Source organism: Faecalibacterium sp. BIOML-A4 (assembly GCF_009679665.1).
GTDB lineage: Bacteria > Bacillota > Clostridia > Oscillospirales > Ruminococcaceae > Faecalibacterium > Faecalibacterium taiwanense.
Genome location: NZ_WKZG01000007.1, coordinates 119,089 through 145,593 on the forward strand (window position 1 = coordinate 119,089; position 26,505 = coordinate 145,593).

The 26,505-nt window shown below is 46.5% G+C and carries 28 protein-coding genes and 1 pseudogene; 27 read left to right on the forward strand and 2 right to left on the reverse strand.

The features are described from left to right. Positions 1-35 precede the first annotated feature (35 nt). From srtB to GKG34_RS06680, 7 genes are all read left to right on the forward strand, one after another. Positions 36-4,937 (forward strand): class B sortase, encoded by a 4,902-nt coding sequence (gene srtB, locus GKG34_RS06650; protein WP_154255839.1) that lies wholly within the window; start codon positions 36-38, stop codon positions 4,935-4,937. A 62-nt stretch (positions 4,938-4,999) separates the two neighbouring features. Beyond that, positions 5,000-5,482, forward strand: a complete 483-nt coding sequence (locus GKG34_RS06655) for a hypothetical protein (RefSeq protein ID WP_154255840.1) — start codon at positions 5,000-5,002, stop codon at positions 5,480-5,482. 181 nt (positions 5,483-5,663) lie between these two features. Next, entirely contained in the window at positions 5,664-6,281 is a 618-nt protein-coding gene (locus GKG34_RS06660) for a DUF6088 family protein (RefSeq protein ID WP_040446582.1), read from the forward strand. Next, complete coding sequence (locus tag GKG34_RS06665; protein WP_005361105.1) at positions 6,278-7,276, forward strand: nucleotidyl transferase AbiEii/AbiGii toxin family protein; 999 nt, start codon at positions 6,278-6,280, stop codon at positions 7,274-7,276. The genes GKG34_RS06660 and GKG34_RS06665 overlap by 4 nt, the downstream gene beginning before the upstream one ends. Before the next feature lie 142 nt (positions 7,277-7,418). Next, positions 7,419-7,676: a hypothetical protein gene (locus GKG34_RS06670; RefSeq protein WP_154252913.1), complete on the forward strand. Its 258-nt coding sequence runs from the start codon at positions 7,419-7,421 to the stop codon at positions 7,674-7,676. After that, positions 7,672-8,439, forward strand: a complete 768-nt coding sequence (locus GKG34_RS06675) for an FAD-dependent thymidylate synthase (protein WP_265191154.1) — start codon at positions 7,672-7,674, stop codon at positions 8,437-8,439. The genes GKG34_RS06670 and GKG34_RS06675 overlap by 5 nt, the downstream gene beginning before the upstream one ends. Continuing rightward, positions 8,436-8,849, forward strand: coding sequence for a deoxyuridine 5'-triphosphate nucleotidohydrolase (locus GKG34_RS06680; protein ID WP_005361111.1), 414 nt, complete (start codon positions 8,436-8,438; stop codon positions 8,847-8,849). Before GKG34_RS06675 ends, GKG34_RS06680 begins: the two co-directional genes overlap by 4 nt. A 119-nt stretch (positions 8,850-8,968) precedes the next feature. Here the strand turns inward: GKG34_RS06680 and GKG34_RS06685 are convergent, their stop codons facing one another. Continuing rightward, positions 8,969-9,283 (reverse strand): helix-turn-helix transcriptional regulator, encoded by a 315-nt coding sequence (locus GKG34_RS06685; RefSeq protein WP_005361112.1) that lies wholly within the window; start codon positions 9,281-9,283, stop codon positions 8,969-8,971. Positions 9,284-9,432: 149 nt separating this feature from the next. On the opposite strand from GKG34_RS06685, the gene GKG34_RS06690 reads away from it, so the two are divergent. From GKG34_RS06690 to GKG34_RS06740, 11 genes are all read left to right on the forward strand, one after another. After that, positions 9,433-9,942 (forward strand): SLOG family protein, encoded by a 510-nt coding sequence (locus GKG34_RS06690; RefSeq protein WP_005361115.1) that lies wholly within the window; start codon positions 9,433-9,435, stop codon positions 9,940-9,942. Between the two features lie 65 nt (positions 9,943-10,007). Beyond that, the gene (locus GKG34_RS06695) at positions 10,008-10,133 is read left to right on the forward strand and encodes a DUF3789 domain-containing protein (RefSeq protein WP_081017347.1); all 126 of its coding nucleotides are present in this window, start codon (positions 10,008-10,010) and stop codon (positions 10,131-10,133) included. Positions 10,134-10,136: 3 nt separating this feature from the next. Beyond that, positions 10,137-12,245, forward strand: a complete 2,109-nt coding sequence (locus GKG34_RS06700) for a DNA topoisomerase 3 (RefSeq protein WP_154255841.1) — start codon at positions 10,137-10,139, stop codon at positions 12,243-12,245. Then, complete coding sequence (locus tag GKG34_RS06705; protein WP_154252843.1) at positions 12,242-12,625, forward strand: hypothetical protein; 384 nt, start codon at positions 12,242-12,244, stop codon at positions 12,623-12,625. The genes GKG34_RS06700 and GKG34_RS06705 overlap by 4 nt, the downstream gene beginning before the upstream one ends. 5 nt (positions 12,626-12,630) lie before the next feature. After that, a complete protein-coding gene (locus GKG34_RS06710) occupies positions 12,631-12,999 on the forward strand; it encodes a cysteine-rich VLP protein (RefSeq protein ID WP_154252842.1) in 369 nt (122 codons plus the stop codon). Between the two features lie 151 nt (positions 13,000-13,150). Further along, positions 13,151-13,783, forward strand: coding sequence for a hypothetical protein (locus GKG34_RS06715; RefSeq protein ID WP_154255842.1), 633 nt, complete (start codon positions 13,151-13,153; stop codon positions 13,781-13,783). Between the two features lie 13 nt (positions 13,784-13,796). Next, entirely contained in the window at positions 13,797-14,717 is a 921-nt protein-coding gene (locus tag GKG34_RS06720; protein ID WP_154255843.1) for a DUF4316 domain-containing protein, read from the forward strand. Then, positions 14,717-15,415, forward strand: coding sequence for a hypothetical protein (locus GKG34_RS06725; RefSeq protein ID WP_154255844.1), 699 nt, complete (start codon positions 14,717-14,719; stop codon positions 15,413-15,415). Before GKG34_RS06720 ends, GKG34_RS06725 begins: the two co-directional genes overlap by 1 nt. Continuing rightward, complete coding sequence (gene mobC / locus GKG34_RS06730) at positions 15,412-15,756, forward strand: plasmid mobilization relaxosome protein MobC (RefSeq protein ID WP_154255845.1); 345 nt, start codon at positions 15,412-15,414, stop codon at positions 15,754-15,756. Before GKG34_RS06725 ends, mobC begins: the two co-directional genes overlap by 4 nt. An 85-nt stretch (positions 15,757-15,841) precedes the next feature. Further along, entirely contained in the window at positions 15,842-16,132 is a 291-nt protein-coding gene (locus GKG34_RS06735; RefSeq protein ID WP_005361132.1) for a CD1845 family protein, read from the forward strand. 88 nt (positions 16,133-16,220) lie between these two features. Continuing rightward, positions 16,221-17,630: a relaxase/mobilization nuclease domain-containing protein gene (locus GKG34_RS06740; RefSeq protein WP_347563432.1), complete on the forward strand. Its 1,410-nt coding sequence runs from the start codon at positions 16,221-16,223 to the stop codon at positions 17,628-17,630. A 237-nt stretch (positions 17,631-17,867) separates the two neighbouring features. Here the strand turns inward: GKG34_RS06740 and GKG34_RS06745 are convergent, their stop codons facing one another. Beyond that, positions 17,868-18,707, reverse strand: coding sequence for a MerR family transcriptional regulator (locus GKG34_RS06745; protein WP_154255847.1), 840 nt, complete (start codon positions 18,705-18,707; stop codon positions 17,868-17,870). Positions 18,708-18,965: 258 nt separating this feature from the next. Between GKG34_RS06745 and GKG34_RS06750 the strand changes: the two genes are divergently transcribed. The 9 genes and pseudogenes from GKG34_RS06750 (at position 18,966) to GKG34_RS06790 (ending at position 26,234) form a co-directional block, all read left to right on the forward strand. Next, positions 18,966-19,157, forward strand: coding sequence for a helix-turn-helix domain-containing protein (locus GKG34_RS06750; RefSeq protein WP_046442308.1), 192 nt, complete (start codon positions 18,966-18,968; stop codon positions 19,155-19,157). Positions 19,158-19,213: 56 nt separating this feature from the next. Continuing rightward, the gene (locus tag GKG34_RS06755) at positions 19,214-19,906 is read left to right on the forward strand and encodes a response regulator transcription factor (protein ID WP_154255848.1); all 693 of its coding nucleotides are present in this window, start codon (positions 19,214-19,216) and stop codon (positions 19,904-19,906) included. After that, on the forward strand, positions 19,903-20,934 hold the full coding sequence (locus GKG34_RS06760; RefSeq protein WP_154255849.1) for a HAMP domain-containing sensor histidine kinase: 1,032 nt from the start codon (positions 19,903-19,905) through the stop codon (positions 20,932-20,934). Before GKG34_RS06755 ends, GKG34_RS06760 begins: the two co-directional genes overlap by 4 nt. A 166-nt stretch (positions 20,935-21,100) precedes the next feature. Next, complete coding sequence (locus GKG34_RS06765) at positions 21,101-21,295, forward strand: Lar family restriction alleviation protein (protein ID WP_154255850.1); 195 nt, start codon at positions 21,101-21,103, stop codon at positions 21,293-21,295. Between the two features lie 129 nt (positions 21,296-21,424). Next, a complete protein-coding gene (locus GKG34_RS06770) occupies positions 21,425-21,685 on the forward strand; it encodes a hypothetical protein (RefSeq protein ID WP_154255851.1) in 261 nt (86 codons plus the stop codon). Between the two features lie 5 nt (positions 21,686-21,690). After that, positions 21,691-22,356: an ABC transporter ATP-binding protein gene (locus tag GKG34_RS06775; protein WP_002586598.1), complete on the forward strand. Its 666-nt coding sequence runs from the start codon at positions 21,691-21,693 to the stop codon at positions 22,354-22,356. Between the two features lie 14 nt (positions 22,357-22,370). Beyond that, complete coding sequence (locus GKG34_RS06780; protein ID WP_154255852.1) at positions 22,371-24,761, forward strand: ABC transporter permease; 2,391 nt, start codon at positions 22,371-22,373, stop codon at positions 24,759-24,761. A gap of 186 nt (positions 24,762-24,947) precedes the next feature. After that, positions 24,948-25,717: pseudogene (locus tag GKG34_RS06785) on the forward strand (response regulator). Between the two features lie 124 nt (positions 25,718-25,841). Further along, entirely contained in the window at positions 25,842-26,234 is a 393-nt protein-coding gene (locus GKG34_RS06790; protein ID WP_154255853.1) for a winged helix-turn-helix domain-containing protein, read from the forward strand. The last annotated feature ends 271 nt before the right edge of the window (positions 26,235-26,505 follow it).

The following is a 26,505-nucleotide window of genomic DNA, read 5'->3' on the forward strand; positions in this document are numbered from 1 at the left end:
GTCCTTTTAGATTTTATGAAAGTGAGGATTTTTTCATGGAACATATCATAACCAGACGCCGCGGCTTTCGCAAGCTGTTGGCGTTTTTGCTTTGTATGGCAAGCATTTTGGGGCTTCTTCCGGCTCAGGCTTTTGCCATGTCTGTCGGACAGACGGCAAGCTCCTGGCTGGGCGACCAGTATGTAGGCTCTGATGGGAACCACTACCGCGCCCCGGCGCCTTACACCTATCTTGCCTACCATACAGACGGAACCATCGACGTACACACCAGTTCCGGGGGCAATGCTTACCGGCATTATATGCTGACGGATTCTGACGGGATCAGCCACCAGGTTTACTGTGTGGAGAGCGGGATTCCTTACCATACTTCGGAAAACACCTATGTTTCAGAAAGCGGGACCAACAGCCAATATCTGAACCTGCTTCCTGCCGAGGCAAGGAGGGGGATCACCCTGACTGCGATCTATGGCTGGAAACCCGGTGCGGCGCTCCCTGTTTCCGGGATCAACGAGGACGACTATAAGATGGCGACCCAGATCATCCTCTGGGAATACCAGCAGCAGCTTAGAAGCGATCCGTACAGCCGCCACGGAAACGGCCACGCAGACGCCGACCAGTATTTTAGCGTGATCGCCGGACGACCGGCAGAAAAAGCCTATGACTGGATTCTGGCACAGGTTGCTTCCCATTCCACAGTCCCTTCCTTTACTTCTTCTAAGAAAAGCGAAGCACCGGAACTGGAACTGAAATGGGATATTGAAAAAAAGGTCTATACCCTGACGGTCACAGATACTAACAACTTGAAGATCGACCTGGAGGCTTTGAAAGGCAGCGGCGTTTCTGTGACAAGAAACGGAAATGAATACACCTTTACCAGCAGGCAGATGATGATGGACCCGGTGCTGTTTGAATTCCGAAAGAATATCCCGGTGGCAAACGACATGCTGATTTGGGGCAGACCCGGCTACCAGACCATGATGACCGGCGCCAGCGATCCGGTTTCCTTCTTTGTAAAGATCAAAACGGAAACTTACGGTACTGCAAAACTTGTCAAGACCAGTGAGGACGCCATTGTTTCCGGTATCACCTTCCATATCTCCGGTACGGACATTTTGGGAAATGAAGTCAATGAGGAAGTTACGACCGGAGAAAACGGCCAGATTGAAAAGAAGCTCCTGCCGGGAACCTATCTGGTAAAAGAACTTCCGGTGGACCGCTATGTGACCCCTTCCGCACAGTACGTGACCATTGAAAGCGGGCAGACTTCTTCGGTACATTTCAGCAATATCTTGAAGAAATTCCGCGTCCATGTGGTAAAGAGTGATGCTGACACCGGAAATGCTCAGGGGGATGCCACTCTTGCAGGGGCGACCTATGGGATCTTCCGTGATGGCGAACTGATCGACACTTATACTACCGGGTCAGATGGCAGCTTTATGACCCGCTATTATGTATGCGGGGATGGCTGGACGATCCGGGAAATCGAACCGAGCACCGGGTATCTTCTGAATGAAACTATTTATGAAGTGGGTGCATCCCCTTCCCAGTATGAAGTGGAACTCAATACCACAGAAAATCAGGTGACGGAAACGGTTATTTACGGAAATATCCAGCTTGTCAAGCACACCGATGACCTGGACCCGGATGTGCCTGAGGACGAAAATACCGACGATCCCAATGCCGGTATCATCGAACGCCCGGAAGCAGGCGCAGTCTTTGAAGTTTACTTAAAGGCAGCCGGAAGCTATGACGCGGCAAAGGAAAGTGAACGTGACCTTCTTACCACGGATGCGGATGGTTTTGCTTCCAGTAAACCGCTTCCTTATGGGCATTATACGGTCCATCAGATCGCAGGCGAGGAAGGCAAAGCCTTTGTCCCGGACTTTACGGTATTCATTTCCTCTGACGGAAAGACTTATAGCTATATTCTGAACAACCGCACCATCACAGCCCGTCTGAAAGTTGAAAAATGTGACGCAGAGACCGGAAAGATTATCCCTGTGACCGGAACCGGTTTTCAGATCAAGGATCTTTCCACCGGGGAATTTATCACCCAGACCGTCTACTATCCGAACCCGGAAACACTGGATACCTTCTATGTTTCTGACGAGGGCTGGCTGATGCTGCCGGAGCCTTTGGCCGCCGGGGATTATGAACTTTATGAGGTGGCTGCCCCTTATGGCTATGTGCTTTCCGATCAGCCGGTACCGTTTACCATTGACGGCAGCGAGGCGGTTGTGACGGTCACTCAGTACAATATGCCGCAGAAAGGCCAGCTTACCATCACAAAGACCGGAGAAGTATTTGCTTCTATCCAGGAAAACGACGGACTGTACCAGCCTGTGTATGAGACTGCCGGACTTCCGGGAGCGGTCTATGACGTGATCGCAGATGAAGATATTTATACCGGTGACGGTACCTTGCGGGCAGCAAAAGATACGGTTGTGGAAACCCTTACGACCGGCGAGGACGGCACAGCGAAAAGCGGGCTTCTCTATCTTGGCCGTTATCGTCTGGAGGAACGTCAGGCTCCTTCCGGTTGTGTGCTGAATCCTCAACCGGAATATGTGGATCTGACCTATGCGGGTGAGACCGTGGAGGTCACACAGGCAGCAACAGGTCTTTATGACGAACGACAGAAAGTGGATGTCACACTTTTCAAGGCAATGGAGACCAATGACCTGTTCGGTCTTGGCATGAACGAGGAATATAAGGATATTTCCTTTGGACTTTATGCTTCCGCAGACCTGACGGCGGCAGATGGCAGCGTGATCCCGGCAGATGGACTTCTGGAAGTGGTCTCTGTTTCGTCTGATGAATCCGGCGGTTACAGTGCTTCCTTCGCCTCCGACCTGCCTTTTGGCAGCTATTATGTCAAGGAACGCACGACCAACGGCGCCTATATCCTTTCGGATCAGAAATATCCGGTCGTCTTTGAATATGCCGGACAGGAAACCGCCCTGGTACAGATCCTTGTCAATGAAGGCAAGGCTGTTTCCAATGAACTTCTCCGCGGGCGTGTAGACGGTGTAAAAGTTGGGGAAAACCCGGAAGGCGGCGAAGATGTCACGCTGGCCGGTGCGCTCATGGGACTGTTTAGACCTGATACAGAAGAATTTACCGAAGAAAATGCACTGCTTACTGCTGTTACCGGAAAAGACGGCAGTTTTTCCTTTGAGAATATTCCTTACGGACACTGGATCGTCAAGGAGATCTCTGCCCCTGACCTTTATACAGTAAGCCCGCAGCAGCACCATGTATATATCGGTGCAGACGGACAGCATATTGAGATCCGTGTGGAAAACACCCTGATCCGCGGCAGTGTGCAGGTAACTAAAACCGAAGCTGTGGAAGGACCTTCCCCTGTGGAAAAGGAGGATAAGAAAGACAAGAATTCTTTCCTGCGTTTCCTGCCCGGTGCGGTGTTCGACCTGTATGCGGATTCCAACGCCAACCAGGAATATGATCCTGACGATCAAAAGATCGGTACGCTGAAAGAAACCGATGCAGGCTATCATACGGCGGAAAACCTTCTGGCTGGCGGCTACTTTATAAAAGAAAGCAAAGCGCCGGAGGGCTATCAGCCTGATCCAAACGCTTACTATTTTTCCATCACAGAAGATGGACAGGTCGCAGTTGTGGAAAATGGAGAAGCCGGGCACGGATTTACCAATGAGGCTTACCGTGGCAACTTAAAGATCACAAAGGATTCCAGCGACGGGCGCAAAGATGGTTTTGCCATCGAGGTCAAGAGCGCGGACGGCTCCTACTGCGAGACATTCACCACTCCAAAATCCGGTGTAATTGAAGTAAAGGGCCTTTGTGTCGGTATTTATACCGTAACAGAAGTTGCAAACCGGGCAAGCAAGGATTACATCATCCCTGATGCCGCTACGGTGGAGATCAAAGCTGACCAGACATCTACGGTCCAGTTCTTTAATGAAAAACCGGAAAAGCCGGGGAAGCCGGAAAAACCTTCTGTTCCGTCCAATCCTTCCACCCCTCAAAAGCCGGTACCGCAGACCGGGGATGATCCGTATATTTTCCTATATGGCGGACTGTTGGCAGCCGCACTGATTGGCGGCAGCGTATTTGCTGTGTATTATTTCAAAAAGGGAAAATACAGCAGGACTTCCCCGAAAAGAACGGCTGTCGGGATTTCTGTCCTTTCACTCTGCGTTCTGGTGGCTTTTGGCAGCGGTTTTTTGGTGTTCCGTGACTTAAACCAGTATGCCGAGAGTAAAGATGCCTATCAGGATCTTGCCGGATATGTGGAAGTACCGGAGCAGACAGCCTCCCCGGAACAGGCAACCGATCCAACGGAAACAAAACAGGACGATGCCGATATTGTCCTGCCTTCGGTAGACTTTGAAGCGCTCCGTGAAAATGGACCGGACATCATCGGATGGCTTTCCCTTCCTGATACGGTGCTCAATTATCCGGTGACGCAGACTGACAACAACGAGTATTACCTGAACCATCTTTATGACGGGACCTACAACAAGGTTGGCTGCCTGTTTGCCGACTATGAAAATCAGGCAGGTTTTTCAGACCGCAATACGATCGTCTACGGCCATAATATGCGGGATGGTTCCATGTTTGCTCTGCTGAACCGGTACGATGAACAAAGTTACTTTGATACCCACAGGCAGATGTATCTCGTTACTCCGAAGGGTGGTTATGTCATGGAGATCTTTGCGGCGTTTGCAGCAAAGCCGGAAGAATCCGGCAGTGAAACTTCTCCCTGGCAGCTTTCCTGGAAGGATGACGGTGCTTATACTACCTGGCTTACAGCTATGAAGGAACGTTCCGCGGTGGAAAGTGATGTGACTGTGATCTGCAGCGATAAGGTACTGACCCTTTCTACCTGTACGCCGGGCGGCACAGGACGCTTCCTTGTCATGGGAAAACTCGTGAAAGTAGATAACGAAATATAGATTCTAGACGGTGCGGGGGCAAAAGCTCCCGCACCTGCTGTTTACAAGGAGGATTTTATTTTATGGTAAATACCATGATTTCCATTCTCGGCTATGTCCATCTTTACCGCTCGCTTTTGCGGTTTTATGACATGCCGGAAAATGAAGTCCGGGAAATGCTCTATCTTCTGAATACGGCAAACTTGGACTGCTATGAGTATTATCACCCGGACCGCAGTGTGATCCAGAGCGGACCGGTCGCTTTTTGCGGATGGCTGGAAACGAAAGACTGCCGCCCTTACCGCACAGAGGTACAGCTTTACAAATCGCTGCTGTTTTTGAAGCGCAGCATTGACCGTGACCTGATCGTATCAGCTCAGAGGGAGGCTCTGCAAACCCTGCGCTGTATTATCTCCAATCTGGAATACCGCTTTTATAAAGCCTATGGCATGGAGATCGAGGACAAACGCACGGTCTATGGGGAATGTACCTACCGTCTGGTTCCCAGGGAGGATGAACCCAGCGTGTGCCTGATGCACGACTGGATCTACCTGCCAACTGCCTGATGTCACGAATAATATATAAAATATGTGACATATATGAAAACTGTACTGCCTTGCAAAATTTTTGATTTTTGATGTATAAATCAGATTTTTAATGGGAACACTCAAAATAAGAGGAATAGGACCTATTGCAATCATGTCACGAATAATATATAATATTCGTGACATGAAGGGAGGCGGTATTGTGGACAACGGATATACAAAACGAATACGAGAGCGTGTTCTTTCTCTTGAAGATGGAACTGTTTTTGTGATGTCTGATTTTGCGGATATTGCAGATACATCCACTATTCGTCAAAGTTTAAGTCGTTTAGTGCAATCAGGAACATTGCGCCGTATTTTGAAAGGAGTTTATGAAAAACCAAAATATAGCAAACTTCTGGATGAATATGTGGCGGCAGACCCGGAAGCGGTGGCGAACGCATTGGCACGAAGTTATCACTGGACGATTGCCCCATGTGGGAATACAGCATTGAACCTGTTAGGTCTTTCAACACAGGTAACAGCAGTATGGTCCTATATCAGCGATGGTCCATATAAGACCTACGAGTGGAACTCTACAAAGCTGGAATTTAAGCACCGGACCAATAAAGAGATTACCGGATTGTCCTATATGACAAGTTTGGTTATACAGGCATTAAAAACGCTTGGCAGATCGAATGTTACGCCAGAAGTCATACAGATGCTTTCCGAAAAACTGACAGCCAAGGATAAACAGGCTTGTTTGAAGGAAGCAACCGAGTCTACGGATTGGGTTTACGATACGATACGGCAGATTTGTGGAGGTGAAAAGGTACAATGAGAAATATAGCAAGACTTTCAGATAACGACCGCAGGGAGCTGTTCAGAAATACAGCAGATAAAATGGGGCTGAATGATGCCATTGTAGAAAAAGACTTTTGGGTATGTTTTACGCTGGATTATTTATTTCACCGCTCACCATGGAAAGAGTCCATCACCTTTAAGGGCGGTACCAGCCTTTCAAAAGCCTTTCACCTGATCAGCCGGTTTTCAGAAGATATTGATTTGATTCTGGACTGGCGTGTATTGGGATATGGCAAAGATGAACCATGGGAGAAACGTTCCAATACAAAACAGGATGCTTTTAACAAAGAAGCCAATGCGCGTGCGGAGGTATTTCTGTCCGAAACATTCTGCCCGGCAGTCAAAGCCGGCTTATCCCAGGAAATCGGTTGTGAAGCAAATGTCTACATAGATGAAAAGGATAAACAGACGGTCATTTTCGCCTATCCGCACCTTTTTACAAATACGGCGACCTTACAGGTGATCCGTTTAGAGATTGGTGCGCTGGCAGCGTGGACTCCTGCAAAAACAGCGCAGATCGAACCATACGCGGCAAAATATTATCCGAAGATTTTTGAGCAAAAAGAAACTGCAATCCTTACCGTTGCCCCGGAACGGACCTTCTGGGAAAAAGCCACAATCCTGCACCATGAAGCGAACAGACCGGAACATTTGGAAATGCCGCAGCGGTATTCCAGACATTATTATGATCTCTACCGCATGGCTGCAACACCGGTCAAAGAAGCTGCTTTTTCCAGGCTGGATCTCCTGAAGAAAGTTGTAGATTTCAAAATGAAATTCTATCCCAGATCATGGGCGAAGTACCCGGAGGCTGTGCCGGGCACATTAAAATTACTCCCGCCGGAATACCGGTTCGCAGCATTGGAAGCGGACTATAACTCTATGCAGGATATGTTGTATGGAGATGTTCCGACATTTGAGACAGTCATAGCAGCGGTCCGGGAACTGGAAAAAGAGATCAATACACTATAGCAATTACATATCCGTTTATTTGCCGGCTATTCTAAGATGCTTTAGAATAGCCGGTTTCTTGTTTTCAAAGGAGGGATGCTATATTACGCAAAATGAAGTCAATGCCGTTTTTGACGAACAGGTACGGCTCTGTGCTGATACCTTGAAACGAAAAACCAAAGAATACACCGGGGATGCCCCGGACCGGCTGGGTGCATTTAAGGCAGCGGCAGCTTTACAGCATACAACGCCCCAGCGTGCCCTTGCCGGTATGCTGGCAAAGCATATTGTTTCTCTATACGATATGTGCTTTGCCGAGGAAACAGTTTATCCGATGGACACATGGGACGAAAAGATCACAGACAGTCTTAACTATCTGTTCTTACTGAAAGCGATTGTAAAGGAGGGACATACCAATTAAACAGATTGAAGTAAAAATTTTGAACTGCCAGGCGGTAGCGGAAGCAGAAAAAAACATGGTCTTTGCGGCAAGGCTTACCCAGCAGGGACATAAGATTGCCTCAATGGACGACCTGATGGAGCTCTACGAAAAATCATTCAGCGTTCAGACAGTAGCAGCTATGGGGGCGCTTCCCCATCCTACCATCCAGAAATTTGCGGTGATCACGGTAGCCATTGTCGGCGCCAGCAGGCGTTTTCTGGCGCAGATCACCCGCCACCAGAACGAAGTAAAATTTATGAGTGCATCGCTGCAGTACAGCAACTATACGGGACAGGCGGATTTCGCTGTCCCGTATTCTATTATGACGGCTCCGGCAGTGGTACGGGAATTGTACTTAAAAAGCTGTAATGAAAGCATGGAATGTTATGAAACCCTGTGCACTGCCGGAAGCGGGCACGATGCGGCCGGCTATGCCACGCCCCAGGGATTACGGAATGTACTGCTCATCAGCGCCACCCCTTATCAGTGGAAACATATCATCAGCCAGCGGGTATGCCGGAGAAATACAGATGAAACAAGGATCGTGCTGTTAAAGGTCTGGAAAGAACTTTATGACCTAAGCCCTGCCTTGTTTGCCCCGTCACTGACCGGGCCTTTCTGTCAGATGGATCGATGTCTGGAAGGTAAAATGACCTGCGGGCGAAAACTGCAGGCAGATATGACGCCGGAGGATATTTTAGAAAAAGATTATCCTGCTCTTTGGGAAGGAGGCTGCCGATGAAAATAAAACTGATCGACTTTGGCGTACCGGAGCACCAGCGTCCTTACCGTCCGCATGGCAATGATGCCGGAGCGGATGTTTATCTGCCCTATGACTGTACCTTACAGCCCGGAGAAATCGCCAAAATTCCTCTTGGCTTTGGACTGGAAATACCGGATGGATATGCGGGATATATCTTTCCCCGTACCAGCATGGCGGTAAAAGGTCTGGTCTGTGAACTGCCGCCTGTGGATTCCGGCTATCGTGGAGAGATCCATGCGATCATCAGCAATGTAAGCAATCAGGCGCAGTCTCTTTTTAAGGGAGCCCGTATCGGGCAGCTTGTGATCACGCCGATCGTCATTGCGGATTTTGTAACCGATCTGGGAACAGAACGAGGAACCGGCAGCTTTGGCAGTACCGGCGAATAGAAAAAGGCTGTTTGGGGAACAGTTTTTGAATACTTATCGGTATAGGGAGCGGACATTTCGAGAACATTATAAAATATAATAAAGAAAGTCACGAAAAAAGCGGCCTTTACCGTGACCGCTTACTTTCTGCTATTGAGTTCTTTCATAATACCGAGGATATATTGCATGGATTGAGGATCAAGCTGTCTTGCCTCTGCAATGAATTCCTTTAAGGTTTCCGGGTAGGTATTTCCTTCATCAAAGAATTCCTGCGGTGTCACACCCAGATATTCGCAGATGTAGAAAAAAGACTGCATAGCGGGAAGTGACTTTTTATTCTCAATATTATTGATGTAGTTGTTTGCCTGACCTAACGATAAAGACATATCGCGTGCGGAAACTCCTTTCTGTGTCCGCAGCTTCGCTAATCGTTCCGGGACAAAATCTTCATACATCGCCTTCACCTCCCATTCTGTAATAGATTGTACCTTACACCCCTTTATTATCCGCAAAGAGAAAAAGGGTATTATCGTTGACTTGCTAAATAAAATCTATTACTATGTGAAAAGTGAAGAATTTTACCTATCAGATGGAGGGATGACCGATGAAAGGAAAGACCTGCTGTGTTACCGGACACAGGGATTTACCGCAGAATGAGATCAACAAAATAAAAGCCGCTTTGGAACATGAGATCGATGCTGCCGTTACAGATGGATTTACCTGTTTTATGAGTAGCTTTGCAGATGGCGTGGATCAGTATTTTGCAGAGCTGGTGTTGGAAAGAAAGCAGACCAATCCGGCGCTGGAGCTGATCGCAGTGATCCCTTACCGCAAACGTCTGGACAGCCTGAATAAGAAAACAAGAACCCGTGAACTGCTGGAGGCTTGTGCGGATGTTGTTGTCATACAGGAAAAATATCTCCCAAGCGTCTACTCCCACAGAAACCGCTATATGGTGGAGCACTCCGACCGAGTGATCGCTGTATATGACGGACGGGAAACCGGCGGTACGGCAAAGACGATTCGCTTCACCCACCGGATGAAAAAGGAACTGCGGGAAATCCCGGTTGGAGAGATCGTCCTGCCGGATCACTTGAAACCAAAAACAAAATAGATACCTGTTGATGCGCTCACTTTGAAGTGGGCGTTTTTCTTTACCCATTTTTAGGAGGAATGCTTATGTGGAACCTGATTTCACATTTCCTTACCTTTGCCGGAGGAATGGCTTCCGGCGTTATGCTGATGTGTCTTATGCAAACCGGAAAACTTGCGGATAAAGAATTTGAAACTATGAAGGAGGAATAAAAATTGAAACTTGTGATTGCAGAAAAGCCCTCTGTTGCTATGTCACTGGCAGCAGTATTAGGCGCAACGGAAAGAAAAGATGGTTATCTCGAAGGTTCCGGTTATCTGGTGAGCTGGTGCGTGGGACATCTTTTGGAACTGGCACAGCCGGAGACTTACAAAGAACAGTACGCCAAATGGCGGTATGAGGATCTTCCGATCCTGCCGGAAAACTGGAAATATGAAGTTCCAAAGGATAAGAAAACGCAGCTTGCTCTTTTGTGCCGGCTGATGAAGGACAAACGAGTGGATTCTGTGGTATGTGCTACGGATGCCGGGCGTGAAGGAGAACTGATCTTCCGTCTGGTCTATGAATATGCCGGATGTAATAAGCCTATGGAACGCCTTTGGATTTCCAGTATGGAGGATGCGGCGATCCGTGAGGGTTTTGACCATCTCCGTCCCGGCAGTGATTACGATAAGCTCTATGATGCGGCAGTATGCCGGGCAGGAGCCGACTGGCTGATCGGGATCAATGCCACCCGGCTTTTTTCTGTCCTGTATGGTGTCACACTAAATGTCGGCCGTGTTATGTCACCGACGCTGGCACTTTTGGTACAGCGTGAGTCGGATATTGAATCCTTCATCAGCAAGCCTTTTTATGTGCCGGAGATCACCTGCGGAGGTTTTACTGCTTCCGGCGAAAAAATGACGGAACGATCCGAGGCTGAAAAAATCCGTATGGACTGTGACCACAACTCCGCTTTTGTGCGTTCTGTGGAAAAGCAGGTAAAAACCATACAGCCTCCCCGCCTTTATGACCTTACAACTCTGCAAAGGGAATGTAACCGTATTTATGGCTATACGGCTCAACAGACCCTTGATTATGTGCAATCTCTCTATGAAAAGAAGCTGGCAACCTATCCGAGAACGGACAGCCAGTATTTGACGAAGGACATGCAGGCAACCGCCGCTTCCCTGATCCTGTGGCTGCGTGACAATATGCCCTTTGGAAAAGGCTGCGCCGGAGAACCGGACATTGACCGGGTAACAGACGACAGCAAAGTGACCGACCACCATGCCATCATTCCAACTGTGGAGATTGCACGGACAGACCTGTCAGAGCTTCCTTCCGGGGAGCGGGATGTGCTTACCCTGATTGCCGTCAGACTGCTTTGTGCCACAACGCAGGCAAACCGGTTTGAAGCGGTCACCGCTATGTTAGACTGCCAGAGATATACTTTTACGGCAAAAGGAAAGACCATCTTACAGTCCGGTTGGAAAGAGGTGGAACGGATTCACCGTATGAGTATCAGGCAGAGTGAAACGGAACATAGAGAAAACGAAGATGCTGCTCTCCCTGTGCTGAAGGAAGGACAGACTTTTGAAACTGTGTCAGCAAGTCTCCGTGAAGGGAAAACTTCACCGCCGAAACATTATACGGAGGACACGCTGCTGTCCGCTATGGAGACCGCCGGTGCGGAAGATATGCCGGAAGATGCCGAGCGTAAAGGATTGGGTACTCCGGCTACCCGTGCGGCAACACTGGAAAAGCTGGTTTCTGCCGGATTTGTACAGAGAAAGAAAAAGCAGCTCATTCCTACGGAAAAAGGAAGGAACCTGATTGCAGTCCTGCCGGACAATATCAAGTCTCCCATCTTAACTGCAGAATGGGAATCTATGCTGAAACAAGTGGAACATGGCGAACTGTCGGCAACGTCTTTTATGGATCAGATTGCAGATATGAGCCGGACGCTGGTAAAAGAACATACCGCCCCGGAGAAATGTTTTGCGGATCTGTTTCCTTCTTCCAGAGAAACTGCACATGAAGCCGTGGGGGTATGTCCTCGCTGTGGCGCCCCGGTATATGAAGGAAAGAAAGGGTTTTTCTGCAACAACAGGGAATGTTGTTTTGCTCTTTGGAAAGATAACCGTTTCTTTTCCAGCAAGAAAAAGTCCATCACAAAGTCTGTGGCAGCGGCTCTTTTGAAAGAGGGCCGTATTTCTATGTCCGGGCTTTACAGTGAAAAAACAGGAAAGACCTATGATGTGGAAGTGATCCTGGATGATACCGGCGGTAAATATGTAAATTTCAAGCTGGAATTTCCCATAAAGAAAGGCAGGCGTAAATGAGCGATCGAAAAACCTTTGAATATGGCGGTTATCACTTCACGCCCATACGAAAATTTCACAAAAAAGAAGGCGACTTTTTCGCCATATCGAAACGGCTGGCAAGTGACCCCAACTTAGGGTTGTGTACTTATCAGGATCGGCAAAAAGCACCTTATGATTACAAAGGCTTTTATACCGTCGCAACCGACAAAGAATGTGATGTTTTCCGCTGCGAAGAAAATGGCTTATTGTATGTGCCTGGAGAAAACGAACTTTTTATTTACCATGAACCGAAACAAAAAAAGCGGAACTCTATCGCCGATGCCCTTTCACAGTCCAGGAATGTTACTGATACAACCGGAATTTCCAGCGGCCGGCAAAGCAGTGCCCCGGAAAGGTAGGCGTTATGGCAGAGAGAGAATTGAACCGCTCGGAGCGGGTTGCGATCCGAAAGCTGGTTACGGAGCTTTGCGCTAACTATGACTCTCAGGATAAGATCTGCCTTCCTTTGGACAGTCCTTGCTATATGCTGAATAAATGGTGGACCGGCGCTTATTGCAGGTACTTTGAAAAAGCGGTGCTGCCGGTGGATGCAGCACTGAAATCAGCCATTACCGGCGAGGACACCTCCATGAGACAGAAAATATGCCCTGTGTGCGGAAAAGCATATCTTCCTACGACTAGCCAGGCATATTGTTCTGATGCCTGCCGGATCTATGCAAGACGGAAATTCGAGCGGGAACGCAAACGCAGGAAGCGGCAAAACCAACTATGATATGTACGCAACTTAGCCCCAAAAGTCCTTGATTTTCAAGGGTTTTTCGCACCTGTTTTTAAGGGGCTGTATAAGAATACTCCGGTGCTTTGAAATGAGGTTAAGTTGCGGACAAACATATATTTTAACAAAAACGATAGGAGGCGATTTTTTGAATATCAACACGATTACTGCAGAGGACCTTCGCCGTATGTCAGATAAGGAAGGGCTGATTTTACAGGGCTGTGGCGGGGATCTGACAGAGTGGGTGGACGGGATCAATGAAATGCTGACACATGCAGGCATATTGAAAGATGGCTGTCAGTTTGAGAATGTGGCTGCTTTTCAGCTCGGCGAACTAACCTGTTTGCTTTACCCGTTTGATGATGTGAAACTGGATATAGGAAAACTTGCCCTGTGGCGTTTACAGACCCATGAAGTCTATGGCGGCACATGGCTGTCGGACTTTGTGCCGAATTATTTAGGCGGATTTATAGAAACACCGGAAGCGTTGGCAGATAAACCGGATTGTCCACTGATCGGAGCAGATGGGAACATTTTTAATCTGCTGGGTATTGCTTCCCGTACTTTGCGGGAGCATGGTCTGAAAGAACAGGCAAAAGAGATGTCTGACCGGGTATTTGCTTCCGGCAGTTATGGAGAAGCGCTCTGTATCATTGGCGAATATGTCAACATCACAGATTCCGAACCAGAGCATAAGAATTCTCTCCGTCAGCAGCTAAAAGCAACAAAACCGGTAGACTCGGTAAAAAAACAACAAACTTCCAAACAGCAGGAACGATAAGGAGGGATGCGGAATGGAAAAGAAACTGACCTATGGTGTATGGGCGGTACGAAGCAGCACTTCTATTTTCGGACCGGCACAAAGCTGGTGCAAGGAAAATGGAAAACCGTTGGAATTTGATAGCAAAGCCGATGCTGAAAACTATGCAAAGGAAGCCAACGAGCATACGACAGCAAATGTCCGATACTATGTGAAAGAAAAAGAACCGGAACCCGGTGCTGTTCGGAAAGGAACATCTCAATCGGAGCTGGATGCACGCAGCCATGAAGAAGTGACACCAAGAAATGATGCAGCGGAAAAACAAAATGAGATTCCGGGCAGACAGATTCCTTCTCAAACAGATCCGTTGGTAGAAATCCGCTCTGCGGTTCATAGTAATTACGTGGGTATGGTCGCTATGCTGGGTGCGGACAACCGTGTGTATTTGGGGCGTGAGGAACGCTGCCATTACCAGGATATGCAGCCATCTTACTATGACAATCAGGACGGTTCCCTGTGTTTTGTCTGTGATCAGCCCGACATGTATTATTTTCTTTATGGAGAAGGCTGGGCGCATACCCAGACGGAAATGCTGGAACGAGGGCTTACCCTGCGCCAGTATGAAGGATTTGCGAGACTGCAAAATGGCGTCCTTGCACAGTTTACCACCCAAAGAGAAATCCTGTTTGCCGGACAGCCGTTTCAGGCGCCGGAAAGTTATCTTCGCAATGCGGAACTTTATGAGGAAGGACAAACCGGTAACTACAATATGCTGGATGGCAGGCTGAACAACGAACCTCCTGTGCGCCCGGATCTGACAGATGGACAGACGGATGAAGAAATCCGGGAGCTGGTGCCGGAAACAAAGCCGTCTTTGATGGACCGTCTGAAAGCAGACAAACCGGAACATGAAGCAAGGCAGATGATCCCTCTTGTGCCGGAAAGGGAACGCTGATGGCCGGGGTAAGATTTGAGGATGTAGATCTTCTGGGTGCTCTTTCCCGTATCGTAGATCTTCATACCCAACATTATAAAGAGGACTTTGACCTGGATAAAGAACTGATCTCAAAACTGGCTGTGTCAGACCGTTCAGAGGATAAACAGCTTCTTTGGATGTCACGCCCCTGCGGAACCTATACCCTGCGTGAATGGGAAGTTTATCTGGAAGGCAGCCATGAAAACAAAGTGTGGCGGTTTTACCAGGAACAGACAAATGATCCTGTTTTGGCTTATGCCATTTCTTTGAAAGAAGTCAGGGACGGAAAAATATTTGGCGATCTCTATCCGCTAAATTACAGAGAACATGTGGAACGGATGAAAAAGCTGACCTGTCCAATCGGAAATGTAGCCGTTGCATTTGAGGATGGAAATGTTATCACGATTCCCTATCAGGAACGGAGACAATTTATGAACCGGCTTATGCCAGAGCATGGAGCCCCTAAAGCAATGACTTATCTGCCAGAAAATGAGCCGGAGCTGATGATGATTCTAAAACGAGAACGCCTCAAACGCAGCCATCATGCGACAGCCGGAAATCTGGAGGAATATCTTGATAAGCTGGAAAAGACCACCCTGCGGGAAAAACTCAAAAAAGCAAAGACGGCGGTTTCGACGCAAGAGGTCTCATCTCATAAAAGAGGGTTGGAACGATGAAGGGCGGGCATAACAAAAAATCCGTCCGCGTCGAATTTGTCATGTCCGAAGCGGAGGCCGAACTGGTAAAAGAACGCATGGCGGAACTTGGCATTACCAACCTGTCGGCATATCTGCGAAAGATGGCCGTAGACGGTTACATCATTCACCTTGATATGGGAGACATTCAAGAAATGATCCGGCTTCTCCGCATTTGTTCCAATAACTTAAACCAATATACCAGACGGGCCAATGAGACCGGCAGTATTTATGCCGCAGATATAGAGGACATCCGCACCCGTCTGGACAACCTTTGGGATGGCATGGATAAACTGATCCGGGGATTTGCAAACATTTCATAAACAGCCGGAAAGCCGTTGCTTTCTTTTTGCCGTCACGGTAAAATTTTTATAAGGGCAGATGCCCTTCTGAAAGGAGGCAAAGCGTATGCGTTTGATAGGTAAATTACTGGCACTTCCCTTTATGCTGGTTACGGGGATTCTTTATCTGGTATGTAAGTTTTTAGTGGTTCTTTCCGGTGCGGTACTTGGGATTCTTTCCGGGATCATCTTTCTGGCGGCATTGGTGCTGTTCTTTGTCGCAGGATTTTTGCCGGGTCTTGCATGGCTTATGATCGCCTTTCTTATCAGTCCATACGGTCTGCCTCTGGCGGCTGCATGGCTGGTAGGGATCATTGGCGGGGCAAACAGTGCCTTAAAGGATTTTATATTTGGTTAAGCAGATTTGGCGGGGCGCATAGGCAGCCCCGCTCTTTTTCTGCAATTATAACTTCTCTGATTGAAATTAAGTTAAGGAGGTGACGAAAATAGCGACCACAAGACTGATGCCTCTGCATGTAGGAAAAGGTCGGGACATCTCTACTGCGATTGCAGATATTATTGATTATGTGGAAAATCCTCAGAAAACCGATTTTGGAAAATTCATTTATGGCTATGAGTGTGATACCCGGCTTGCTGATGCAGAGTTCCTTCTGTCCAAACGACAGTATGCAAATCTGACCGGCAGAAATCAGGGTGCGGATGATGTGATCGCCTACCATCTCCGTCAGGCATTTAAGCCCGGCGAAGTTACGCCGGAAGAAGCCAATCAGATCGGCAGGGAGCTGGCACTGAAGCTCACAAAAGGAAACCATGCCTTTGTCGTCTGCACTCATGTAGATAAGCACCATGTCCATAATCACATCATTATCAACTCTACTACACTGGACTGTCAGAAAAAATTTCGCAACTTCTGGGGCTCTACCTGGGCAATCCGGCGAATGAATGACAAGCTGTGTTTGGAACATGGTCTTTCGATTATAGAAAATCCGAAACCCAGCCGGGAGCATTATGGCACATGGCTGGGAAATAAAAAGCAGCCTTCCTTTCAGGAGCAGATACGTATTGTTATTGATGCTGCATTAGAGGAAAAGCCAAAAGATTTTGAGGAACTTCTAAAGAAGCTGGAGGCTGCCGGGATTGAAGTTAACCGTGAAAGAAAACATCTTCGGTTCCGAGTTCCGGGACAGGAAAACTATACCCGATGTGACACACTCAAAGGCGATTATACAGAACAGGCCATCAAAGAACGGATTGCCGGTACACGGGCAGTAAAACCCTGCCATGCCTTTTCTAAAAAACCGGTTTCCAAAGTTGGATTGCTGGTTGATATTGAAGCTGCAATCCGTTCCGGCAAGGGTTCTGGTTATGAGCGTTGGGCAAAAGTGTTCAACCTAAAGCAGCTTTCCCAGGCAGTGCTCTACTTAAAAGAACATGGCGATATGGGTTATGAGGATCTTCTGGAAAAAGCCAACGCCGCTACCACTAATTTCAATACCTTATCCGTTCAGATCAAAGATCTGGAGTCAAAAATGAACGCCAATGCCGAGCTGCAAAAGCAGATCGTAAACTATGCGAAAACGAGGGCTGTCTATGTAGAATATCGCAAAGCCGGGTACAGCAAAAAATACCGAACAGCACATGAGTCTGAAATTCTGCTGCACCAGGCGGCAAAGAATCATTTTGACGAGTTGGGAATCCAAAAGCTCCCCTCTGTCAAATCTCTCCGGGAGGAATACACCGATCTTCTGGAACAAAAACGGAAAGCCTATTCTGCCTATAAGCAGACCAGAAATGATATGAAAGAACTTCATAATGTTCGGGCTAATGTGGAATATCTATTGGAGATTTCTTCCCCTCCACAACCGCAGCGCAGCACAGAAAAATCCCGTCAATAAGGTTTGTCAGCTTTTTGTTTTTAGCGTTCCAACGGAACGCGCAGCCATTGCCATCGGCAATGATCTCAGGGGTTTGGGGATATGTCACCAACAAGCATTTAGCAGGAATTCCGGGAACGGGATTTCTGCTAAATACGCAATCTTACGTAAGATTGCATTGCTTGCCAATAAGCAACGCACCGGATACAGAGGCTTAAACTTCTCTGTACCCGGTACTTTTACACTCTCCGTTAAAACTTAAATGCCATAATACATTTGAATTGTCTTTCCGATGTATTCAGCACAACCTGCGCCATACTGTTTATCAGCTGCCTCCGCTAATTTTTCATGTGCCAGATATTCTTTTGCCAAATCGAGAAGAATATTTCTTGCGTTATCCAGATGAAACAGCTTCTTGTAATTTTCAGCAAGCATGACAACCGCTTCTTTTGCTAACTGGTCATTGTTTTCCTTTTTGGCTGACATGAACTGTTTATAGATTTTATCATTTTCGTCCTGTTCGGGCTTGGACTCATCTGCTTTTCCAGTAGACTGCAAAATCGCTTCCATTGCTTTTTCTTTGCTTCCATACCATTTAACCAGATCTGCCATTGCCTGTTCATTTGCAAATCCGCTGGCTAAATATTCTCTATATTTTTCTTTACTTCCATATTTAGCTACTTGTTCATCAAGTGCCTCCTTAGACATAGTTTCTAAAGTGTGGTCTAACATTTTTTGAATATCGTCATTGTTAAATGCTTCAAAGCTCATGGTATTAACTCCTTTCATGACATCTGTTATCAACTCAATAATTCCGTTTAATCGGTTGCGTTTTTTTTCCAGAAAACTCTTTTGAGCTAATAAAACCTGTTCTTTATCATAATTCGGATTTTCCATAATTTTTTTAATATCCATCAACGGAATTTCCAATTCTCTAAAGAACATAATTTCTTGTAATTGTTCCAGTGCTTTATTATCATAAAGCCTATAACCAGATTCAGTTAGTTTTGTCGGTTTCAATAAGCCTATTTCATCGTAATATCTAAGTGTCCGTATGCTTATTCCGGTTATATCCGACACATCTTTTACTGTTTTCATGTATCCTCCTTTCGTTTTAAGCGTAAACCCTTACGCCACGAGAGAGTCAAGATTAAATTTTGTTTTTTCAAAAATATAATAAATAACTTATTTTATTATAGCATTGCTCAAATTATTTATATATCAAAATATAGGGGAGAAATCATGAAAGAATGTAATGCTGTCCCCCCTATTTAGGGACTTCCTGCATTGGAACTGTTGCTATTATTCGGTTAACCGACTAAAATAGAAATATAAATTAGATTAGGAGAGAACAAAATGTTTGAATATATGACAGTACAAGAAGCTGCAAAGAAATGGAATTTATCTGAACGCAGAGTGCAAAAATTGTGTGCAGAAAATCGGATTGCTGGTGTAGTCCATCTCAGTCGTATATGGCTTATTCCCCAAAATGCACATAAACCTGTAGATGGTCGTAAAAAAGAAAATAAAATTTTTCCGTCATTGTAACATTTCGCGGACATTTGCCTGTTATACTATCTGCAAAAAGCAAAGGAAGTGAGGATATGAAGCAGATTTTAATTGTCGAGGACGACAGTTTTTTGAATAAGATGTTAGACTATAACCTGACCGCAGATGGCTACGGCGTGACTTCTGCCCTAAATGCCAGAACCGCAGCCGAAGCTATCCGCCAGCGGGAATTTGATTTAGTGCTGCTGGACATCAACCTGCCGGACGGGAACGGTTTTGAGCTGTGCAAGCTGATAAAGCCCCAGCACCCGGACACCATCGTGATTTTCCTAACCGCCAACGATCAGGAGAGCGACCAGATACGGGGCTATGAGGTGGGCGCGGTGGATTACATCACAAAGCCCTTTGTGATCGGGGCCTTACAGCGGAAAATCAAAGCCATGTTCGCCATGCTGGAACACCACAAACCGGCTAAGGATATTTACGACGACGGGCGGCTGTTTCTGGACTTCTCGGAGCAGATGGCTTCCTTAAACGGCAAGCCCCTGACCCTATCCCCGATGGAGTACAAAATGCTGAACCTGTTCCGTAAAAATCCCCGGCAAGTGCTGACCCGTGGGCAGCTTTTGGAAAAGCTGTGGGATATAGACGAGCGGTTTGTAGACGAACACACCCTGACAACCTCCATCAGCCGGATTCGCAGCAAGATTGAATCCGACGGCGACGCACCCTACATCAAGACCGTTTACGGCATGGGCTATCAATGGACGGGAGGCGAGGCAAAATGAAGTTTCAAAACCTATCGGTAAAGCGGCTGTTTGGCCGGGTGGCAATGGGGCTTGTCCTATCCATGTCCGGGATCACCATAGCCCTGTTTTTTGTGACAAAACAGACGGCGGTGCTGCTGACGGGCGGGGCGCTGCTGCTGTGCGCTCTTGTGGGGATTTTTGTACTGACGCAGGCGTTTGGAAAGCGGCTGTCGCAGTTTACCGCTGACCTGTGCCAGACCTTAGACCACATGATCGCCGGGAATGAAGCGCCCCAGCGCCCGGAGGACAGTGAAACCCAGCTTGCCAGAATCGGACACCGGCTGGCAAGGCTTTACCAGATCATGCAGGAGAACCGCCGCCGGGTGGACGAGGAACGGCAGGAGTTACAGACCCTTGTATCAGATATTTCCCATCAGGTGAAAACGCCGGTAGGCAATCTGAAAATGGCGACGGATACTCTGCTGGAAAAGCCCATGACCGAGGCGGAGCGCACCGACTTTATCCGGGGAATCCGCAGCCAGACGGATAAGCTGGACTTTCTCTTTCAGGCCCTTGTGAAAACCTCCCGGCTGGAAACGGGCGTGATCCAGTTGGATAAGAAGCCGGGCCGCCTCTTTGATACCGTGGCGCAGGCCATGAGTGGGATCGTGTATGCAGCGGAGAAAAAGGAAATCGCCGTGTCTGTGGATTGCCCGGAGGATTTGACCGTTTTCCATGACAGCAAGTGGACATCCGAAGCCCTCTTTAACCTGCTGGACAATGCGGTAAAGTACACCCCGGCAGGCGGGAAAATCGCTGTGTCGGTGGTGCTGTGGGAAATGTATGTGGAGATCAAAGTGACCGACACCGGCAAGGGCATTTCCGAAAGCAATCAGGCCGCCATCTTCCGGCGCTTCTATCGTGAGGAAGAAGTACACGAACAGCAGGGCGTGGGCATTGGCCTGTATCTGGCCCGCGAGATCGTAACGCGGCAGGGCGGCTATATCAAAGTGGTTTCGGAGCCGGGCAAGGGTTCGGAATTTTCCATTATGCTGCCGACAAAATAGAACGCGGCGGACGGCCATTTCCGGCTGCCCGCCGTAAATTTTTTTGAAATGTCCGAGCGTTGTAACATTTCACCCCGATTTTCAATGAAATTTTTTGGCCGCTGTAACATTTCGCGGACATTTGGGTTTTACAATAGCCTTATCAACAAGAAAGGAGGCGCGTTCTATGAATGAGCAGAAACAGTATGTTTGTCCGTGGTGTGGTGGCAAAGATGTTGTTGAGGGGATTCAATCCACTTATGCAAAAGTTCAACCAAATAAAGCCTTGACACTTAAAGGCGAAAATTTGATTCATGTAATTTGCAAAAATTGTGGTACAGTAGTTCGCTCTTATGTAGAAAACCCTCAAGTCCTTGAATAAGGCTGAACACTTCCCAACAGGAGGACAGTTGCTTCTGTCCTCCCCAAAGTATTACGCTGATTCTGTTAATCGGCTTTCAGGTATATATAATTTCAATTTATAAATCGACAAAAGTGAGGAGGCGACGCAATGGAACTGACCCCGACCTTGATTTTGAATCTGACGCTGCTGATCGTCCCGCCCGTTGCCCTTGTGCTGGTGTTCCGGCAATGGCTGGCCCGGCACATCCGCTGGACGGTTGCCTTGACTGCTCTCTGTGATGTTCTCCTATTTTGGGATGAACTGTTCTACTATGAGAGCTTCGGCCTGTTCGCTGTGCTGATTCTGGTACAGTTGGCGGCCACCGGCGCAGTAGCGTTCCGCATTTACAACAAACAAAGAAAGGATTGAATTTTATGAGCATTTTACAGACTATCGACCTGAAAAAGTATTACGGCACAGAGCCGAACATCACCCGCGCCCTTGACGGCGTGAACTTCTCTGTGGAGGACGGCGAGTTTGTGGCCGTTGTGGGAACCTCCGGCAGCGGCAAGTCTACCCTGCTTCACATGATGGGCGGGCTGGACACCCCTACTTCCGGCAATGTGATTGTCCGGGACAAAGAGCTGTCGAAAATGAACGATGAACAGCTCACCATCTTCCGCCGCCGCAACATCGGTTTTATCTTCCAGAACTACAACCTTGTTCCCATCCTGAATGTGTATGAGAACATCGTCCTGCCGGTGGAGCTGGACGGGGACACGGTGGATCAGAAGTTTTTGGACGAGATCGTTCACTTGTTGGGGCTGGAAGATAAACTAAAAAATATGCCGAACAATCTCTCCGGCGGACAGCAGCAGCGTGTGGCGATTGCCCGCGCCCTGATTACCAAACCGGCTATTGTACTGGCCGACGAGCCGACCGGCAACCTTGACAGCAAGACCAGCGCCGAGGTGCTGGGACTTATCAAGCGTACCAGTGCGGAGTTCCGGCAAACTGTCGTGATGATTACCCACAACAACGACATAGCCCGTCTTGCAGATCGGATTGTCCGCATTGAGGATGGAAAGATTGTGGAATAAGGAGGTGGAAAGCTATGACATGGCCTTTTGAAAATGATACCAGCGCCATTACAAAGAAGCTGGCAAAGAAAAGTTTGAAAAGCGAAAAGCGCCGGAATTTTATGATAATAATTGCTATTTCACTGGCAGCGTTTTTGATGTCAATGTGTGGAACATTATTTTTTGCTTTTCAGGAATCTCAAAATAATATGGCCACTTTTCAAGCCAGCTATGATAATCTGACAGAGGATAAAATTGAAAAACTTCGTCATCAACCAGAAATCGAAATGGTAGCGTCGCTTTACAATCTGGGAGAAATAAAAATGCCAGAGGGATATTCATTGTATTTGGCATATATGGATGATGCGGCATGCTATATTGCCCGAAATCAATTTACACTAAAAGATGGGACTATGCCATCTAAAGAAAATGAAATTGCAGTTGACCGTGAAATGGTGAACAAATATTTTTCTAATACTGCAATCGGAGATAAAATTTCTTTTCAAATAAACGGAAAATCACAAGATTTTGTGATTTCTGGGATTACGGAAAGCTCGACTGAATCACAGGGCAATTACTCGTGCTATATATCAAAATCGTTTGTAGAAAATAGCTCTAATTATAATCCTGCAAAATACCAAAGCTATGTTTGTTTTGCTGATGCAGATTCAACATCAAAAGAAATTCTAAAAGAAAGAATTGCTTCTATTGGAAAAGAAATTGGTGCTGATTATAGCTTAAGTTTTCTCTTTTTTAGAGAGAATATGGGATTGTCATTTGAAAATATACTAACTTTTGTAAGTTTGTCCGTGTTGGTATTATTTGCAGGTATAACGGTAATCCAAAGTATTTTCAGAATTTCTATCAATGAAAAAATAAGAAATTTCGGACAGTTACGCACTTTAGGTACAACTGCATTACAGATAAAGAAAATGATAAACTATGAAAGTAGATATTTATCATGGCTTGGAATTCCTCCGGGTATTGTTTTGGGTGCGATTGTCGGAACTGTTTTGGGAAGTAATGAATTTTCCAGCGGATTTTCTCCTATCAATATTCCTTTTGTAATGATAGGCGTTTCCATCATTTGCACTCTTATGGTGAAATTATCTGTTCGCAAGCCGCTTAAAATTGCAGCAACTACTTCCCCTATTGAGGCAGTACGATATATAGCTTATCGAAATGCTCCGATGCAATCTCGAAAACATAATAAGAAAATTTCACCTTACTCTTTAGCTCTATTAAATCTTGGACGCGATAAGAAAAAGACAGCTAGTACATTGCTTTCATTGATATTTGGAGGATTACTCTTATTTATATCTGCATCCGCAGCAGTTAGTAATACGCCAGAGCAATTTGTCCGTGAAAAGTTTTTTGTAAACGGCGGAAGCTTCCGTATATATCTTTCTGAAGAATCAGTTGGAAAAAACGAAGCAAATAATTCGCTAAACGAATCTTTGAGAGAAGAACTTTTGAATACTAAAGGAATCCAAAAGATTATACCACTTAGAGATTCAGTAGGAATGTGTCATTATTCTATCAATGGAAATGTTACTGAGGGAATGTGTGATATAATTTCGGATCAAAGTACAGAAGGTAATTTTAGCTTTGTTGAACAACATTTGATAGATGGACAAATGCCTAAAAATCAGTTTGAAGTTTTATTGACAGATGGATATATGGAACTGGGGGTTACAAAAGGGACGCCTATAAAGATTACAAATAGTGGAGAGGAAATAGAATGTATTGTTTCCGGTTTCTTTGATAAGAGCTTTGTCGGAACCGAAAACGGTACAGATGCTATTGATCCAGCGAATCTTATAATTACACAAGAACTTGCACAACAACTATTCCCAAACACAGAAAATTTTGCTTACTCATGGGAGATCATAACTGATAAAACTTATAATGATGAAATAGAATCAGCCATTCAGCAGAAAATTACCTCTAAAGAAAAGGGGCTTTCTATTTGCAGCTATAATGATGTTGTAGAGTACATGGAATCTTCTATGAACTTATTGTTTGGAAGTTTGCAAATGCTGTCATTACTAATTTTGCTGTTTGGAATAATCAATCTAATCAATATGACACTCTCTAACCATCAAGCGCGTAAACAGGAAATCAGTACATTACGCTCTGTTGGATTAAGCCTAAAACAATTATATCGTTCTCTCATAACAGAGGGATTGCTATATGTACTTGTTTCATTTGGAATCGTTCTTTTAGTTGGTATTCCCATAGCTATTCCTGTGAGCAAAGCTGTTGGTATTCTATTCGGTATGCCAAATCTCTCATATCAATTTCCAACAATGCAGATAGGTGGATATCTACTAATATTGATTCTTTTACAGTTGATTCTTTCTGTATGGGAAATACGGGATTTGAAAAAGCGTTCATTAACAGAACAAATGCGGGCAATGGAATAACCGTATGGAATTGGCGGGGCGGCGTGTGCTGCCCCGCCTTTTTCGCCATTTCTCAAAAAATTTTTGAAATGTCCGAGCGTTGTAACAATTCAGCCTGTTTTTCTGTCGAAATCAAAGGCACCTCGGACATTTGTGTAACATTTGTAGTTTATGCTTGTGGTAAATCAATATTGGGGGTGAGGACATATGAAAAAGATACTGCTGATCGACGACAGCGACACCTATACATGGTGTCTGCAAAAATACTTACAGCACCGGGGCTACCCGGTGAAAACGGCTTGTACGCTGAAAGAAGCGCGGACCGCCATCCAAGAGGAAATGCCGCTAGTGGTCTGCTGTGATCTCGACCTGTCGGATGGTTCCGGCATGGACTTTCTGGACGAGGTGCGGGCCACAGATAAGGAGCTGCCTTTTATTCTGGCGTCCTGCCATGACAAGGACGACTACGAACAGGAGGCCAAGCGCTGGGGCGCGACGCTGTGCATGGACAAAATGAAAGGGCTGCTGCTGCAAGATAAGCTGGTGGAATACGCCTACCGGCAGTTATCCGGCGAAAAGGCACCGACTTTTCACAAGTTGCTCTTTGTTCATGCGGAAGATACCAACGCCGGAGTGCTGCGGGCGGCTATGCTGCAAAAGGGCTTTGACCTGATTCTGGTTTCCTCGATTGGGGAGGCCAAGCGCCGGAATTTTGAGGATAAGGAAATTGAACTGATCGTGTGCGATCTGGAACTGCCGGACGGCACAGCAATGGAGCTGTTTCATACGCTGCGGCGAGTGGCGGGGATGTTCCAAATGAAGAGTCCCCCTGTCCGGCTTCTGCCGTTCTTTATCCTCACCGAGAACAACGACCTTGCCACGGAATATGAATACCGGCATGAGGGCGTGAACGACTATATCACCGCCCGGTCAATATCCCAGAGCTGATCCGGCGGGTTCTGTTCTTTGTGGAGTAATTGAAAAATTTTACGGAGGTGATGATGTGATGGGACATTAGCTGTTTTTGATATAGAAGAATCCGGCAAACAGATTGGCGAAAAGTTATTTCTGCTTCTTAACGAGGAACAAAAGAATGCTCTAATGCAATATATTTTGGAACATGGAGTCTGTCATGGAACAGTATTCAATTCCTGTCACACTTCTTCCGCAGCAGAGAAAAATCCTCTGACAGAAATACAGGAAGGCGAGCTTTATCTATGCCTGGAACACCGTACTGTCAGGGTTAGAGAACGGATGATCAACCTGACAAGTAAGGAGTTTGATATACTGGCATTACTCATTGCCAATCCCAAACGTGTTTTTACTTACGAACTGATTACCGATTTGGTTTGGAAAGAGGATTGTGATTTCTATTCGAGAAAAGCCATTCATAATCATATAAGTAAGTTGCGTAAGAAATTGCGCTTTGAACCGGATCTTCCAAACTATATTGAGAGTGTCGCCGGAATCGGCTATAAATTTGAACATCTATAACATGAGCCCACAAGGTGTCATTTTCTCCTTGTGGGCTTGCTTTTTGCAACATATATTCTAAGAGCAGAATATGTAGAAAATTGCGAATATAAAGAGTAAAAAGCGAATGTCTGCGGACTGATACAGGAAACATAACCGATATAATTTTCTCCCAAGGAGGTATCAAGCAGCCGATTCAGATTCCTCCTTGATGGGAGACTAACTATTAAAAGTCAAGCCCCAAAATGAAAAAATCCGTCTGCCGACCGCTGCCCCTGACAAACAGCATTCA

What these genes read in the sequence shown, in the direction of transcription:
- srtB (WP_154255839.1), top strand. Translation starts at nt 36, where the DNA reads ATGGAACATATCATAACCAGACGCCGCGGCTTTCGCAAGCTGTTGGCG.
- GKG34_RS06655 (WP_154255840.1), top strand. Translation starts at nt 5,000, where the DNA reads ATGGTAAATACCATGATTTCCATTCTCGGCTATGTCCATCTTTACCGC.
- GKG34_RS06665 (WP_005361105.1), top strand. Translation starts at nt 6,278, where the DNA reads ATGAGAAATATAGCAAGACTTTCAGATAACGACCGCAGGGAGCTGTTC.
- GKG34_RS06680 (WP_005361111.1), top strand. Translation starts at nt 8,436, where the DNA reads ATGAAAATAAAACTGATCGACTTTGGCGTACCGGAGCACCAGCGTCCT.
- GKG34_RS06685 (WP_005361112.1), bottom strand. Translation starts at nt 9,283, where the DNA reads ATGTATGAAGATTTTGTCCCGGAACGATTAGCGAAGCTGCGGACACAG.
- GKG34_RS06690 (WP_005361115.1), top strand. Translation starts at nt 9,433, where the DNA reads ATGAAAGGAAAGACCTGCTGTGTTACCGGACACAGGGATTTACCGCAG.
- GKG34_RS06695 (WP_081017347.1), top strand. Translation starts at nt 10,008, where the DNA reads ATGTGGAACCTGATTTCACATTTCCTTACCTTTGCCGGAGGAATGGCT.
- GKG34_RS06705 (WP_154252843.1), top strand. Translation starts at nt 12,242, where the DNA reads ATGAGCGATCGAAAAACCTTTGAATATGGCGGTTATCACTTCACGCCC.
- GKG34_RS06710 (WP_154252842.1), top strand. Translation starts at nt 12,631, where the DNA reads ATGGCAGAGAGAGAATTGAACCGCTCGGAGCGGGTTGCGATCCGAAAG.
- GKG34_RS06720 (WP_154255843.1), top strand. Translation starts at nt 13,797, where the DNA reads ATGGAAAAGAAACTGACCTATGGTGTATGGGCGGTACGAAGCAGCACT.
- GKG34_RS06725 (WP_154255844.1), top strand. Translation starts at nt 14,717, where the DNA reads ATGGCCGGGGTAAGATTTGAGGATGTAGATCTTCTGGGTGCTCTTTCC.
- mobC (WP_154255845.1), top strand. Translation starts at nt 15,412, where the DNA reads ATGAAGGGCGGGCATAACAAAAAATCCGTCCGCGTCGAATTTGTCATG.
- GKG34_RS06735 (WP_005361132.1), top strand. Translation starts at nt 15,842, where the DNA reads ATGCGTTTGATAGGTAAATTACTGGCACTTCCCTTTATGCTGGTTACG.
- GKG34_RS06745 (WP_154255847.1), bottom strand. Translation starts at nt 18,707, where the DNA reads ATGAAAACAGTAAAAGATGTGTCGGATATAACCGGAATAAGCATACGG.
- GKG34_RS06750 (WP_046442308.1), top strand. Translation starts at nt 18,966, where the DNA reads ATGTTTGAATATATGACAGTACAAGAAGCTGCAAAGAAATGGAATTTA.
- GKG34_RS06755 (WP_154255848.1), top strand. Translation starts at nt 19,214, where the DNA reads ATGAAGCAGATTTTAATTGTCGAGGACGACAGTTTTTTGAATAAGATG.
- GKG34_RS06760 (WP_154255849.1), top strand. Translation starts at nt 19,903, where the DNA reads ATGAAGTTTCAAAACCTATCGGTAAAGCGGCTGTTTGGCCGGGTGGCA.
- GKG34_RS06765 (WP_154255850.1), top strand. Translation starts at nt 21,101, where the DNA reads ATGAATGAGCAGAAACAGTATGTTTGTCCGTGGTGTGGTGGCAAAGAT.
- GKG34_RS06770 (WP_154255851.1), top strand. Translation starts at nt 21,425, where the DNA reads ATGGAACTGACCCCGACCTTGATTTTGAATCTGACGCTGCTGATCGTC.
- GKG34_RS06775 (WP_002586598.1), top strand. Translation starts at nt 21,691, where the DNA reads ATGAGCATTTTACAGACTATCGACCTGAAAAAGTATTACGGCACAGAG.
- GKG34_RS06780 (WP_154255852.1), top strand. Translation starts at nt 22,371, where the DNA reads ATGACATGGCCTTTTGAAAATGATACCAGCGCCATTACAAAGAAGCTG.
- GKG34_RS06790 (WP_154255853.1), top strand. Translation starts at nt 25,842, where the DNA reads ATGCAATATATTTTGGAACATGGAGTCTGTCATGGAACAGTATTCAAT.